Source organism: Kangiella aquimarina DSM 16071 (assembly GCF_000374105.1).
Taxonomy (GTDB): Bacteria; Pseudomonadota; Gammaproteobacteria; order Enterobacterales; family Kangiellaceae; genus Kangiella; species Kangiella aquimarina.
Map to the genome: position 1 here is coordinate 22226 of NZ_KB893650.1, position 14674 is coordinate 36899.

Below are 14674 nucleotides of genomic sequence, written 5' to 3' on the forward strand. Positions count from 1 at the left end.
TAGCTTATTATTAATTGCAATCACCAATACTTGCCATTATTGAAGGTCACTTGAGCCCACCAAACCGATTAAAATCCCCGGCGAAATATGCTTAAATGCTTCTTTTTACAGAATTCGATGATTTCCTATGATGAATTTAGATTTAACGGGTAAGAATGCTTTGGTCTGTGGCTCAAGTCAGGGCATGGGTAAGGCGATTGCGGAGCAGTTGGCATCGCAAGGTGCGTCGGTGATTCTTCTGGCACGCAATAAGGCGAAGCTTGAGGCGGTTCTTGAGGGATTGGATAAGTCCAAAGGTCAGAAGCACGTGGTGCTGGTGGCGGATTTTGCCTACCCTGAACAGGTTAAGGCGACGGTTTTTGAGTTTTTGAAGAGTGGGCGTCTGGTTGAGATTCTGGTCAACAATACTGGCGGACCGGCACCGGGTCCGGCTAACTCGGCGGAAACGGAAGATTTCCTGGCGGCGTTTAATCAGCACCTGATCTGTAATCATGAGTTGATGAAGCTACTAACGCCGGGCATGAAGGAAGCGCAATACGGTCGTATTATTAATGTGATTTCAACGTCGGTTAAGCAGCCTTTGCATGGTCTCGGCGTGTCGAACACGGTACGCGGTGCAGTGGCTAACTGGGCGAAGACGCTAGCCAACGAGCTGGGCCAATTCAATATCACGGTCAATAATGTATTGCCCGGCGCGACCAATACGGTTCGCCTGGAAGCGATAATCCAGAACAAGGCGAAGAAGCAAGGCGTTTCCATCGAAGAGATGGAAGAAGAAGAAAAGTCGATTATTCCGATGCGTCGTTTCGGCGAACCAGAAGAATTCGCCAATGCGGTTGCCTTTTTAGCGTCACCAGCTGCGGCTTATATCACGGGTATCAATTTGCCAGTTGATGGCGGACGCACCAGCTGTCTGTAATCAGCTCTAGAGAACCACTATGCAAATCATCAAGAACTACGTTAATGGCCAATTGCTCGATCCGTTTGCCGGTCAGTACATTGATAATGTTGAGCCGGCCACCGGGCAGGTTTATAGCAAAATCCCAAACTCGGATGAGCACGATTTAGAGCAGGCGGTTGTTGCCGCCGAACATGCTCAAAAAGACTGGGCCAATACCTCAGTTGAAAAGCGTGCAGCTATTTTGTGTCGCCTGGCGGATATCATCGACGCCAATGCTGATATGCTGGCGGAAGCTGAAGCAATCGATAACGGTAAGCCGATAACGCTGGCCAAAAATGTCGATATTTATCGTGCCTCGGCCAACATCCGTTTTTTTGCCCAGGCCATTACTCAGTTCTCCAGTGAAAGTCATGCCATGGAAGATGTTGCGATCAACTACACGCTGCGTGATCCGATTGGTGTGGTTGGTTGTATTTCTCCATGGAACTTACCACTGTATCTTTTCACCTGGAAAATCGCGCCAGCATTGGCCAGCGGCAATGCCGTGATTGCCAAGCCATCGGAAATCACACCGATGACGGCGTTCCTGTTTTCCAAGCTGTGCATCGAAGCAGGTTTGCCTGATGGAGTGTTAAATATTCTGCATGGCACTGGCCCTAGCATTGGCGGCCCGTTGACCACTCACCCGAAAATCAAGGCGCTCAGCTTTACTGGTGGTACAGCAACCGGTGCTCAGATTACCAAAGTGACGGCAGGTATGTTCAAGAAACTGTCTCTCGAACTGGGTGGCAAAAACCCAACCTTGGTGTTTGCCGACTGTGACTTTGAAGACACCGTAAATAATGTGGTCCGCGCGGCCTTTTCGAATCAAGGGCAGATTTGTTTGTGTGGTTCTCGAATTTATATTGAGCGCCCTATTTATGAAAAGTTTAAGCTGGCTTTCGTAGAGAAAGTCCAACAAATCAAAATTGGCGATCCGCTCCAAACTGATACTCAACACGGCGCTTTGGTTTCTAAAGCACACATGGAAAAAGTACTGTCTTATATTGAACTGGCGCAGGAAGAAGGCGGTACTATTTTGACGGGTGGCAACCAGGTGACATTAGAAGGTCGTTGCGAAAATGGTTTCTTTGTCGAGCCTACCGTCATTGAAGGCCTAACCAATCACTGTCGTACCAATCAAGAAGAAATCTTTGGTCCGGTATGCACCATCATGCCGTTTGATACTGACGACGAAGCGATCATACTCGCAAATGGTACAGAATATGGTTTGGCTTCGAGTGTCTGGACCAATGATTTAAAACGTGCCCATCGAGTGGCCAAGGAAATCGAAGCGGGCATTGTCTGGATCAACTGCTGGTTGCTACGCGATTTGCGCACTCCTTTTGGCGGCGTTAAAAGTTCAGGAGTCGGACGCGAGGGTGGATTAGAAGCCTTACGCTTTTTCACCGAAGCCAAGAATGTGTGCGTAAAGTATTAACTCTTTCAAGCCTCGTATAAAAACTTTGTTCCACAAAAAAGCCCCATTAATTGGGGCTTTTTCTTACCTGCAATAAACGATTAATTTACACGAATCGGAATGTAAGTTGCGTTATTGCTTTCTTCTACTTCCGCGATGGTGTTGTTCGGATCTAACAAACCACCTAAGAAGTAGTTTTGACCAGAATTCAACGTTGATGGGATGGTTACCGTTCTAGTTGAAGTATAAACACTACCTTCTGGTTGTAGTGCAAATGAGGTGCTTGCAATTAGCGTATCTGCAGTACTGATGAAATTATTGGTTGAAACATAATAGTAAATCGTTGGTGCCTGACCTGATTCTCCATTATTTTCATAGGTTAATTCCATACGAACCTGCTGGCCTTTGCTGACGTTGTAGCGACGTTCGCCATTTACGGTTGTGTAAGGCAGTTCAACACCCGAAGTGTTATACAACTTAGTACGAATGTGTGAGCTATAGGCACCGCTCGCACCACTGTATTTCCAATGGACTAAACCGACGTCCTGCACGTTACCTGCGTTATTACCATACAACTGACGTAGACCATAGTTAGCATCTTCGCCCATATAGGCTAACGCATACACATAGTTACGATGGATATGATCCCAGTCCTGACCCATGATGCTGTAGCGACCATTTTCATGGCCTAAGCCAGCGCCATGACCAAACTCATGCAACGCAGTGGTTTTGAATGGGCGTTCTGCACCACCATATGGAATCATATCTTCAGCACGACCACGAATACCGTATTCAACACCAGGAGTATAGTTCACGGTGTTTTTGAACACGATGTCAGCTTCGGTAATTTTATTGGTCCAGCCAAAGAACCAGCTGCATGAACTCCAGGTATAAGCTACTGCTGGCGCACTGATGCTGCTTGACCACCAGACTTCATTCTGGCCGTTATTCATGCCTACTGATGTATCATCATATTGCATTGAAAAACGGATTTTACTCGGGTTCTTGTTGAACTGAGTTATCACATGACCCAGCGCTGTGCGGTAGTCATTTCCTGATGGGAAACCTACTGAGCTGGCTCGGAAAGTAACACTGTTGGTGTTCCATTTTTTGTATACACCATTACATGAGGTGTCTAAAGTTGCTGCTTCAGTTTTCATACCAAGAAATGATGCAGCGATTACGCTAGAGATTAAAATTAATTTCTTCATTGTACTTCCTCCGTGAAGTCAAAATTATTGATGGTCAACATCGTCAATGATGTCTTGAGCTGACTGCTTTGCTCGAGCAGGGACCGCTGGCGCTGGCATTGCAACTGGCACCGCCGCTGAGAATCGCTGAGCAATACTTGCGCTCTTGATTTCTTTGGCTGGCTTGCCTTTCATCGCAGACTGAACGGCTTTCTTAAACTGCTGAACCGATGCACCTTTTGCCTGAGCTTGTGCAGGCAATGTCTTGCCGGCAATTTCGCCCTGCTGATCATCCATCGCTACTGGGCGCTGCGCCTTTTCAGCTGACTTTCCGATTTGCACAGGTTTGCCGCTTTCAGTAAAGACTTCACCACTTTTTACTTTGAAGAAACCTTCTGAACAGCGAACCAATGGACATTGGCCATCATCTTTCTCGGCTAGCATGAGAATGTTCTCTTCACCAAGATTGAACTCAGGAACATTGGATACTTCAAGCACATCATACTGAGTGTCACTGATTTTTTTGATGCCGCCAATAAAGCGTAGTGTTACCTGGCGACCATTTTGGCGACCTTGAAAATCATCTTCGATTTGATAGGTCACGAAGGTATGAGGAATGCCTTCCACAGAGTCCTTGTAGTCAATATTAACAACTTTTCCCTGAACAATGTGTTGAGCTTCTTTTGCGAGTGATTCAATTCCTTTCGAATCATTCATTGATGCCATGGTGGGTAGTGATGCCAATGTTAGAGCAGAAAAAACTGCACCTAGCACTGCACTTTTTTTTGTCATTAAGTGGTTTTGTTTCATAAAACATACTCCTTGTTGATTAATCGCTTATTCCATATAAGCAGGAGTTATATTATGAATTTTGCTGGCCTTGACAATATGCCAAAACCTGTAACTTATTGATTTTCATATTTGCATTGGATTTTTGATGGGTTTTCAGCGATTGCGGGTTCAATTGTGAGAAATCGCTTACACCAGAACGGCGGATTTGCTATGGGTTTATACTGACGGGTTATCCGTAAATATATTTATAGTAAAAAAAGGCGGCCACTTTGGGCCGCCCTTCCATCTGCTTAATACCGCTTAATACTTTGGCTTGTTGCTTTCAATCCAGGCATCTATTTTATCATTAAGTACCGACATCGGAACGGCACCACCGAGTAATACCAGATCATGGAACTCCTTGATGTCGAATGCTTCGCCAAGTTCTTCCTTAGCTCTTTCGCGTTGTTCAACGATATTCAACATCCCGAGTTTGTATCCTAAAGCCTGTCCGGGCCAAACCATATAGCGTTCAATTTCTGAGACAACACTCGATTGAGCGGTACCGGTTTTTTCAGCCATATACTGTATCGCTTGTTCACGAGTCCACTTCTTGTGGTGCAAACCAGTATCAACAACCAATCTTACGGCACGGAATAGTTCTGCCTTTAAACGCCCCAGATCGCCATAAGGGTCATCTTTATACATGCCCATTTCCCAGGCCACTAACTCAGAATACAAAGCCCAGCCTTCAACATAGGCATTATAAGGAGCAATGCGTCTAATCAGCGGTAGGCTTTCTTGCGCCATGTTCAATGCAATCTGCCAGTGATGTCCTGGGTTCGCTTCATGGTAGGTCAAGGTCTTAAGATCAAACTTAGGATTAGCTTTCATGTCCTTCAGGTTGATCCAGTAAATGCCAGGTTCGGAGCCATCTAATGGCGGCGGTGTATATTGGCCACCTGGCGCACCGTCCTGTCTTTCAACCGGTATACGGCGAATTTCAACGTCGTATGGAGGGATGGTCGCGAAACGTGTTGGCATCAGCTCGTTAATATCTGCCAACATACCGTTGAGGTCATCCAATAATTTCTGGCGGCCTTCATCCGAGTCTTCATAAATAAATCGATCTTCGTCATTGAGCGCCGCCATACGCTCGCCGACAGTACCCTGGTCATAGCCTTCTGATATTAGGATCGCATCCATTTCTGCACTGATGCGTTCGACTTCATCCAGACCAATTTGATGAACCTCCTCAGGTGTCAGCTCGGTATCGCCCAGCTCACTAACGGCATAACGATAAAACTCGGATCCATTCGGTTGAGCCCAGATGCCAGATTCTTCCGACGCCTTTTCCAGCAAACCTTCCATCACCATTGCTAGATTTTTGTAAGCTGGATAAATGGTCGTTTTAGTGATGCTGACCGCATCAAACATCATCTTTTCTTTTTGCTCAGCGGGGATATCCAGTTTGTCCAGCTTGTTCTGCAAATTGGTCACCAGGGCATGCTTTTCTGGTTCTGCGGCAACAAAGCCATTGAGGAAGTTTAGCGCACCATTGATGATGACTTTCGGCGGGATCCAGCCTTTCTCTGCATCGGCCAGTACTTTAGATTTGACACTTTCAATCATATCGCCGAACTGCTCCATTCTGGCGATATAGTCTTTGGCGTTTTGCTCATTCTTAATCGGATGATTGTTTTGCAGCAGATTCGGGACATCAATGGCTGGACCATTAATCTGGCTGACGATAAAGGGAGAGTGGCCCATCCAGCCATCAATAAAGCCAATATCAAATTGTTTTTCGCCTGAGTAATAATGCGCCAAATCGATAACGACCTTCCGGTTCTCTTCGCCCTGAATGGTGTCTGACTTAAGGTCGGCTAACTGATCGGCGTAATGGCGTAAGCTCTGGCGTAATGCCTTTTCGGCAGCAGGCGAGTAATCTGGTAACTTATCCTGATAGTAGCCACCAGCAACCTCCTGACTAACACCATACATGGTTGCATCCATGGGGCGAGCAGCAAATAGAGTAGTTGTAATTTTATCAAACAGCATCTCTGGCGAAGCTTCTGATTGCTTATGCGCCTGCTCCTTGGAAACGGCTGTATTGACCTGTTGTTGGTTCGCCTGTTCCTGTTGCTCTTCTTCCTGCTGGCATCCGACACTAAGCAAAGCGGCGCTGACCAACAGACTGGCCATAGTTTTACGATTGACTCGTTTCGTGAAAGACATAACCTACACCCTTTATATTGTTTGTGTGAGACGATTATTAACAATAATCCGACAAAAGTCACATCGAGCAGTTCAGGGTTTGAGCTTATCTTTTCTACATCCTGTAAAGCAGGTCACAGTTGACTGCCTATCTGTCCAAAAAGCATTTTGCACAGACTGGTCTGTTACAACCTCTGGCCTGCTACTGTTTTTGGCTTATAATAGCGGCTATTCTTTATTTGATAGACAGGATTAACCATGCCTTCCTTTGATATTGTTTCTGAAGTGGATAAACACGAAATTACCAATACCGTCGACAATGCAAACCGTGAGCTTTCAACCCGTTTTGATTTTCGTGGTGTTGATGCCAGCTTTGAGCAGACCGGTGATAGCATCAAAATCACTGCAGAAGCTGAATTTCAGGTCGAACAGATGATCGACATCTTATATAAGGCTTGTGTTAAGCGTGATATCGATACCAATGCGCTTGATATCAGTGAAGACGCCACTCACTCCGGTAAAACCTTCTATAAAACGGCCAGCTTTAAGCAGGGAATTGAGAAAGATGTGGCTAAGAAGATTGTTAAGCTGATTAAAGATTCTAAATTAAAGGTTCAGGCAGCGATTCAGGGTGAAGAGCTACGGGTTACCGGGAAAAAACGTGATGACCTGCAACAGGTTATGGCTCTGGTCAGACAGGCTGAGCTTGGCCAGCCGTTCCAGTTTAAGAATTTCAGAGATTAAAAGGCCTATAGGGCAGGTACAATCACCTGTCCAATGCCTTGCCTATTATGGCCTTTTCGGCTATAAAAGAGCCCATGCATTACTTCCCACATCAAAAAACATCAGGATTTATCTTTGCCCACCAGGGTGGTTGCAAATGGATCCTCGATTGAATACGCATTCCTTTCTTGCGCGGATTGCGCGCACCCGTATTTCCTAGTATTTTCGTTTAACTACATCACTATTATTTCTAGCTTTACTGTTACCAACTTGGTGTAACCTATTGAAAGTTTGTATAAGTCTAGCTAGCTATTGTCAGTTGAGGTTTTTATGAGTGAGAAATTTGTTTCTTCAACAGCCCCTGAACCTGTTGGTCTCTATCCCCATGCACGTCGCGTTGGGCATCTACTATTTTTGTCAGGCGTTGGACCGCGAAAAAAAGGCAGCAAAGATATACCCGGCGTCACCCTTGATGATGAAGGTAATATTGTTGACTACTGTATCGAAACTCAGTGTCGTAGCGTGTTTGAAAATGTTCGTGCTATTTTGCAGGACTCGGGCTCAAGCTGGGATCAGCTAGTAGATGTTCAGGTCTTTCTGACCAACATGAAAGACGACTTTAAAACCTACAATAAAGTCTACGCTGAATATTTTGCGGACAATCAACCTTGCCGTACGACTATTGAAATCAGTTCACTACCCACTCCGATTGCGATTGAGTTGAAATGCATCGCGACTATTTACGATGATTAAGGGGAATCGCTATGAGTGATAAAACTTTAACTCCGGTTCCGCCATTTAATTTTCAGAAATGGATTGATGAGAACCGCCATTTATTGCAGCCACCTGTTTGTAACAAGCAGGTTTTTGAGCAGGATGATTTTATTGTCATGGTCGTGGGCGGTCCTAATGGTCGTCGTGATTATCATTATGATGAGGGGCCAGAGTTTTTCTATCAGTTAGAGGGTGAGATGGAGTTGCGCACCATTCAAAATGGTGAGCGTGTCAATTATCCGATCAAGGCCGGTGAAATCTTTTTGTTACCACCGAAAGTACCACATTCTCCGGTTCGTTTTGAAAACTCAATTGGGCTGGTAGTAGAACGTAAAAGATTAGGCCATGAGAAAGATGGCTTGATGTGGTTCTGCGAAAACTGCGATACAAAATTGTATGAAGAGTATTTTCACCTAACCAATGTGGAAAAAGATTTTCTACCAGTCTTTGAGCGCTTCCTGGAAAGCGAAGAGCATCGTACCTGCAGCAACTGCGGTACGGTCATGCCAAAACAAAACAAACTGGATCTTTAATTTATGTCTGATTTGAAGATTGATATCCATACCCACATTCTTCCGAAAAATTGGCCGGACTTAAAAGAAAGATACGGCTATGGCGGCTTTGTGCAACTGGAACATCATAAGTGCGACTGTGCGCGGATGATGGTGGATGGAAAGTTCTTCCGTGAAGTTCAGGAAAACTGCTGGTCACCCGAAGTTCGTATGAAAGATTGTGATCATCATGGCGTGCATGTGCAGGTTCTTTCTACTGTGCCGATTATGTTTAACTACTGGGCCAAGCCAGAAGACACGCTCGACTTATCACGTTTTCTCAATGACCATATTGCAGAAGTCGTCGAGCGCTACCCTACCCGATTTGTCGGACTCGGCACACTGCCCATGCAGTCACCCAAGCTTGCAATTCAGGAGTTAGAACGTTGCGTTAAGGAACTTGGTTTAGCTGGTGTCCAGATTGGCTCACATATCAATGACTGGAACCTGAGCGACGAGAATCTGTTTGATGTTTTCGCTGCCGCGGAAGAATTAGGTGCTGCGGTATTCGTTCACCCATGGGATATGGTCGGCAAAGAGAAGATGCAGAAATATTGGATGCCCTGGTTAGTAGGCATGCCTGCAGAAAGTTCTCTGGCGATTTGCTCGATGATTTTTGGCGGTGTGTTAGAGCGCCTGCCAAACTTACGCATCGCTTTTGCACATGGCGGTGGCAGTTTCCCTGCAACTCTGGGTCGTATTGAACACGCCTACGATGTTCGCCCTGATCTGATGCGAGTTGATAACCCGCATCATCCACGGAAATACCTGGAACAAATTTATCTCGATACTTTAGTGCATGATCCAAAAATGCTGGAGTATCTGGTGGATTTAATGGGACCTCATAAACTCGCTTTGGGCACTGACTACCCATTCCCATTAGGTGAATTAGAACCTGGCAAACTGATCGAGTCCATGGAGTACGATAAAGCGATTTCTGATCGATTGCTTCATGGAACAGCGCTTGAGTGGCTCAACCTTGAGAAGGGGCGCTTCGTTTAATGAGCAAGTTTAATTTAACTACTGAGTTTCTTGGCAACCGCTATCGGGTGGACACTGAACATCCGCACTCGATTGCAATTGCCCTGAACTTTGATGGAAAGCAGCCCAATCACTTTGGTGCAGAATTAGCAAAGAGACAACCGCTTAAGGCGGGTAGTTTCATTGGTGACACCACCAAGGGTGGAAGTTGTAATGTTGACTCGATTCAATTGGTTCCGCATTGTAACGGTACCCATACAGAATCGGTTCACCATATCTGTGACCAGAAGGTTTCTGTGGGCACTATTTTCAACAATAGTTTAAGCATTGCCTGTTTGATCAGTATTGAACCCAAACTGGCAAAGGAAACAAACGATAGTTACCGACCGGCACTTGACGACACCGATAAAGTTATCGACAAATCATTGCTTCAATCAGCTTTAAGTAACGAGATGCTAAGCAATATTGAAAGCCTCGTTGTACGCTGCATGCCGAATCATGAAGTGAAAAAATCATGCCGTTACGACGAAACAAACCAGCCTCCTTTCTTTACACAGGAAGCGATGCAGTTATTAGCATCAAGTAACATTAAACACTTATTAGTTGATTTTCCTTCAGTGGATAAAATGTATGATGATGGGCATTTAACCAATCATCACATCTACTGGAATCTAGAAGCCGACAGCCATCAACTGACCGACCAAGCTCGTTGCGATAGAACGATTACCGAAATGGTCTTTGTACCTGATGAGGTTAACGATGGTATTTACTGTCTGAATTTGCAAATACCTGCATTTGAGTTGGATGCTGCACCAAGCCGTCCTATTCTTTACCCCTTGATTGATTGCTCGAACAATTAAATTTTGAGTAATAAAAGTATTAAGAAGAAAATATTATGACTGACATTTTTTCAATCGATTACGCGCGTCAACTGGATCAGCAAGATCCTATTAGTAGAATGCGCGAGCAGTTTCACATCCCAAAACAAGACAATGGTGATGATGAGATATATTTGTGTGGTAATTCTCTTGGCTTACAACCCAAGCGAACCCAGGAATACCTCAACTATGAATTAAGCCAGTGGCAAAAGCTTGGCGTTAAAGGGCACTTTTCCGGTGATTTTCCCTGGATGCCTTACCATGAATTTTTAACCGAAGAATCTGCGAAGTTGGTTGGTGCAAAAAACTCTGAAGTGGTTTGCATGAACTCATTAACTGCAAACCTGCATTTCATGATGGTTAGCTTTTATCGACCAACAGCCACTCGAAATAAGATTCTCATCGAGGACCATGCCTTTCCTTCTGATCATTATGCGGTTGAATCACAGGTTCGCTATCATGGCTTTGATCCAGACCAGGCGATGCTGTTAGCAAAACCACGCGAAGGTGAAGAGACATTACGCACTGAAGACCTACTAAACCTGATTGAACTGCATGGTGAAGAAATTGCTCTTATCATGCTGCCCGGAGTCCAGTATTACACCGGTCAGGTTCTGGATATGAAAGCCATTACTCAAGCTGGTCATGCTAAAGGCTGTAAAGTCGGTTTCGATTTAGCCCACGCTACCGGCAACATCCCAATGCACCTGCATGACTGGGATGTAGACTTCGCTGCCTGGTGTTCATATAAATACTTAAATTCAGGACCAGGCTCAGTCGCAGGCTGCTTTGTTCATGAAAAGCATCATACCAATATGGAACTGCCACGTTTTGCGGGCTGGTGGGGACATGACAAAGACTCACGCTTTAAAATGGAGAACCATTTTATTCCGATGAAAAGTGCCGAAGCCTGGCAACTTTCGAATCCTCCGATTCTGTCGTTAGCAGCCATTCGCGCCTCGTTAGATACGATTAAAGACGCAGGCGGCATTCAGGCATTGCGCGACAAGTCATTAAAGCTGTCTCGTTATTTGCGCGATCTTCTGGAGCAGGAATTGGCAGATGAAATTAATATTCTTACGCCAGCTGATGAGAAGGCTTCAGGATGCCAATTATCCTTAACAGTTAACCTTCACGGCTTAGATGGTAAAACCGTATTTGATCGTATCGAAGCGGCTGGCGTAACCTGTGACTTCAGACACCCCAATGTTATTCGTGTAGCGCCGGTACCATTGTACAATTCTTTTGAAGATGCTTACCGTTTTGTCACCATTTTAAAAGACAGTCTGAAGTGAGGCCTGCCATGAGTGCTAAACAAGATAAACATATTACATTAATTGGTGCGGGACTGGTTGGCTCATTGGCCAGTATTTATCTCGGACTGCGCGGCTATAAAGTCGATGTTTATGAGAAGTTGCCCGATATCCGCCTTGAAGATATTCCTGCCGGTCGCTCGATTAACCTGGCATTAGCCAATCGTGGCATTCGCCCTTTGCAGCAGGTTGGTATCATGGATAAGGTTGAAAAGTTACTTATCCCCATGAAAGGCCGTATGCTGCATGATGAGCAAGGTGAACTGCAATTTCAGTCCTATGGTCAGCGACCTGAAGAAGTCATCTATTCAGTTTCACGAGCCGGCCTGGTCAGTCTATTACGAGACGAGGCTGAAGCTACCGGCAATGTCACATTCCACTTTAAACATCCGCTGGTTGATATCGATTTCGACAAGCAGAGCTTTACTGTTGAAGATGCCATGACTGGCGAACAACAATCGTTAAATTATGATGTTCTGTTAGCCACCGATGGCGCGGGCTCCCCTGTTCGTCAGTTTATGGAAGCAGAGAAAGTCGGTCATTTCAGTTCAAAGTTGCTCGAGCATAACTACAAAGAGTTAACCATCCCCGCCGACCAGGCTGGTAACTTTCAAATTGAAAAAGAAGCACTGCACATCTGGCCGCGCGGCGGCTACATGGTTATTGCGCTGCCGAATCTTGATGGTTCATTTACGGTTACTCTGTTTATGCCAACCAACAATGGTGAAGCTAGCTTTGCTAACTTAAATACTCCTGAAAAGGTCGATAACTTCTTCAAACAGTACTTCAAAGATGCTTATGACCTCATTCCGAATTTAACCGAGCTGTTTTTTGAAAACCCAACAGGTGTGTTGGGTACGGTACGCAGCGATAAGTGGTTCCATGGTAATGCGCTAATTTTTGGTGATGCAGCCCATGCAATTGTGCCTTTCCATGGTCAGGGCATGAACTGTGGCTTCGAAGATTGCGCTGAGCTTAACTCATTACTAAATCAGTTTGATGATGATTGGCACAAAGTCTTCCCGGCATTTAATGAAGCACGTCGTGATAATGCCAATGCCATTGCGGATATGGCGCTCGATAATTACATCGAAATGCGTGATTCGGTACGTGACCCCAAGTTCCATCTCAAAAAGTCTATTGCCTTTGAATTAGAGAATCGCTTCCCTGAACAGTTTATTCCACGCTATTCAATGGTCATGTTCCACCATATCCCTTATGCTCAGGCGCAAAGCCGCGGAGTGATTCAGGCAAACATTTTGCAACAACTTGCTAAAGATACTGAAACCCTGGATAAGGTAGACTGGCAACTTGCAACTCAGCTGGTTGAAGACCAGTTAACCGTATTACCGAAGGATTATTTACAATGAAATCATTTCTAATACCCGGTCTGCTGGTGCTATCCGGCTTATCACTTTCTACCCATGTCGCTGCCAATAATGTCCCTCAGTCCGCTCAAGAGGCGCGCGTTGAGCATGCTCAGGAATGGATAAACTTTCTTGCCAGCGACGAGCTAAAGGGCCGAAAAACGGGTACCCCAGAAATGAAAAAGGTTCACGCTTGGCTTGAACAGCGTTTCACAGCGATTGGCCTGAAAACTCTACCTGATACTGATTCTTATCGTCAGGAGTTTTCCTTTGAGGTTAAAGGCGAGTCGATTGATGGTGTCAATTACATCGGTTACCTGGATTGCCAATGCGATAACGATAAATACATCATGATTGGTGCTCATTATGATCACGTCGGTCAGAACCCTGCTCTGGAAGGTGATATTACCTTTAATGGTGCGGATGACGATGCCAGTGGTGTCGTTGCCAGTTTGGTGATCGCCGAACTTCTTTCACAAAAAGAATCCCTGCCTTTTCATATTATTATCGCAGCATGGGATGCCGAAGAAATGGGACTCTTGGGATCAAAGCATTTTGCTGAAAATCCAATGGTTCCGTTGGATCAAATCGAAACAGGCATCATGTTTGAGTTGGTGGGCACCCCAGTTGAAGAGCACCCCAAAAGTGCTTGGATGACCGGTAATCAATATTCCAATCTACTGGAATTATTGCAGGATGAGTTCGCAAAGGCAGGCTGGTCGCTGGATGCCGATCCATTCGCTCAGATGGGCTTATTCATGCGCTCGGACAATGCTCCTTTTGCTCTGATGGACATGACTAGAGAAAAAGCAGAGCAGGTATTTAAGCACGGTCAGCAGGCTGATATTACCGGCATTCCTATGCATGCCATTTCGGTATGGAGAGGTCAGGATCATTATCATCAGGTGCATGACGAAGCTGAAATTATTGATGTGCCAAACCTGGTTGCTCTATCGGAAGTCATTGCTAAAGCAATTGCCAATCTACCATCGGACACCAAGGTCGTCTGGAAGGAGAATCCGCACTTTAAGTTTTCGAGACCTTAATTTCTTTCACTCAAATAGGTTGGGTTAGAGATTCCACATCGTAACCCAACCTCTATCTTTACTCGTTCTATACTTCCTTAAAACCAAAGTTTCCTTTCAATTCCGCCAATAGCGGACTGACTTCTTTTATCAATTCATTTTCACCATAATGAATGGGCTTTTTTACCCCCCAAATCGGTCCTGGCCAGGCAGGATCGTCCTTATAACGTGCAATGTGATGTATGTGCAATTGAGGAACCATGTTTCCCAGAGCTGCCACATTCATCTTGTCCGCTTTAAACATTTTTGTCATTGCTTCTGCCAAAAAGTTCGACTCTTCCATGGCATTGATTTGCTGCGCCACGGTCAATTGGTATAGCTCCCGAATATCATTAACACGGGGCACCAGTATTGCCCATGGGTACTGCTTGTCATTCATCCATAATAATTTACATAAATTGAAATTGCCCAGTTCAACTGTGTCCTGGGCTAATGTGTCATGCAAAATAAAGCTCATTAAAATTCCT

14 protein-coding genes are annotated in these 14674 nt (G+C 45.2%); 10 read left to right on the forward strand and 4 right to left on the reverse strand.

The features are described 5' to 3' along the window. Positions 1-127 precede the first annotated feature (127 nt). Complete coding sequence (locus B158_RS0100120) at positions 128-919, forward strand: SDR family oxidoreductase (RefSeq protein WP_018623284.1); 792 nt, start codon at positions 128-130, stop codon at positions 917-919. Between the two features lie 19 nt (positions 920-938). Next, complete coding sequence (locus tag B158_RS0100125; RefSeq protein ID WP_018623285.1) at positions 939-2381, forward strand: aldehyde dehydrogenase; 1443 nt, start codon at positions 939-941, stop codon at positions 2379-2381. An 80-nt stretch (positions 2382-2461) separates the two neighbouring features. Here the strand turns inward: B158_RS0100125 and B158_RS0100130 are convergent, their stop codons facing one another. From B158_RS0100130 to B158_RS0100140, 3 genes are all read right to left on the reverse strand, one after another. Continuing rightward, entirely contained in the window at positions 2462-3571 is a 1110-nt protein-coding gene (locus B158_RS0100130) for a CARDB domain-containing protein (protein WP_018623286.1), read from the reverse strand. Between the two features lie 24 nt (positions 3572-3595). After that, on the reverse strand, positions 3596-4360 hold the full coding sequence (locus B158_RS0100135) for a hypothetical protein (RefSeq protein WP_018623287.1): 765 nt from the start codon (positions 4358-4360) through the stop codon (positions 3596-3598). Between the two features lie 282 nt (positions 4361-4642). Further along, entirely contained in the window at positions 4643-6556 is a 1914-nt protein-coding gene (locus B158_RS0100140) for a DUF885 domain-containing protein (protein ID WP_018623288.1), read from the reverse strand. A 237-nt stretch (positions 6557-6793) separates the two neighbouring features. On the opposite strand from B158_RS0100140, the gene B158_RS0100145 reads away from it, so the two are divergent. The 8 genes from B158_RS0100145 (at position 6794) to B158_RS0100180 (ending at position 14168) form a co-directional block, all read left to right on the forward strand. Continuing rightward, positions 6794-7279 carry a YajQ family cyclic di-GMP-binding protein gene (locus B158_RS0100145; protein WP_018623289.1) on the forward strand — a complete coding sequence of 162 codons (486 nt, stop codon included), beginning with the start codon at positions 6794-6796 and terminating at the stop codon, positions 7277-7279. Positions 7280-7588: 309 nt separating this feature from the next. Then, the gene (locus B158_RS0100150; protein WP_018623290.1) at positions 7589-8011 is read left to right on the forward strand and encodes a RidA family protein; all 423 of its coding nucleotides are present in this window, start codon (positions 7589-7591) and stop codon (positions 8009-8011) included. 11 nt (positions 8012-8022) lie between these two features. Then, positions 8023-8565 carry a 3-hydroxyanthranilate 3,4-dioxygenase gene (locus B158_RS0100155; RefSeq protein WP_018623291.1) on the forward strand — a complete coding sequence of 181 codons (543 nt, stop codon included), beginning with the start codon at positions 8023-8025 and terminating at the stop codon, positions 8563-8565. Between the two features lie 3 nt (positions 8566-8568). Further along, complete coding sequence (locus B158_RS0100160; protein ID WP_018623292.1) at positions 8569-9585, forward strand: amidohydrolase family protein; 1017 nt, start codon at positions 8569-8571, stop codon at positions 9583-9585. Next, positions 9585-10424 carry a cyclase family protein gene (locus tag B158_RS0100165; RefSeq protein ID WP_018623293.1) on the forward strand — a complete coding sequence of 280 codons (840 nt, stop codon included), beginning with the start codon at positions 9585-9587 and terminating at the stop codon, positions 10422-10424. Before B158_RS0100160 ends, B158_RS0100165 begins: the two co-directional genes overlap by 1 nt. Positions 10425-10459: 35 nt before the next feature. Further along, positions 10460-11737, forward strand: a complete 1278-nt coding sequence (gene kynU / locus B158_RS0100170; RefSeq protein WP_018623294.1) for a kynureninase — start codon at positions 10460-10462, stop codon at positions 11735-11737. A gap of 8 nt (positions 11738-11745) precedes the next feature. Then, entirely contained in the window at positions 11746-13125 is a 1380-nt protein-coding gene (locus B158_RS0100175; protein ID WP_018623295.1) for an FAD-dependent oxidoreductase, read from the forward strand. Beyond that, the gene (locus tag B158_RS0100180) at positions 13122-14168 is read left to right on the forward strand and encodes a M28 family peptidase (protein ID WP_018623296.1); all 1047 of its coding nucleotides are present in this window, start codon (positions 13122-13124) and stop codon (positions 14166-14168) included. The genes B158_RS0100175 and B158_RS0100180 overlap by 4 nt, the downstream gene beginning before the upstream one ends. A 67-nt stretch (positions 14169-14235) precedes the next feature. Here B158_RS0100180 and B158_RS0100185 read toward each other — a convergent pair whose 3' ends face one another. Further along, on the reverse strand, positions 14236-14664 hold the full coding sequence (locus tag B158_RS0100185) for an HIT domain-containing protein (RefSeq protein WP_018623297.1): 429 nt from the start codon (positions 14662-14664) through the stop codon (positions 14236-14238). Positions 14665-14674 lie beyond the last annotated feature (10 nt).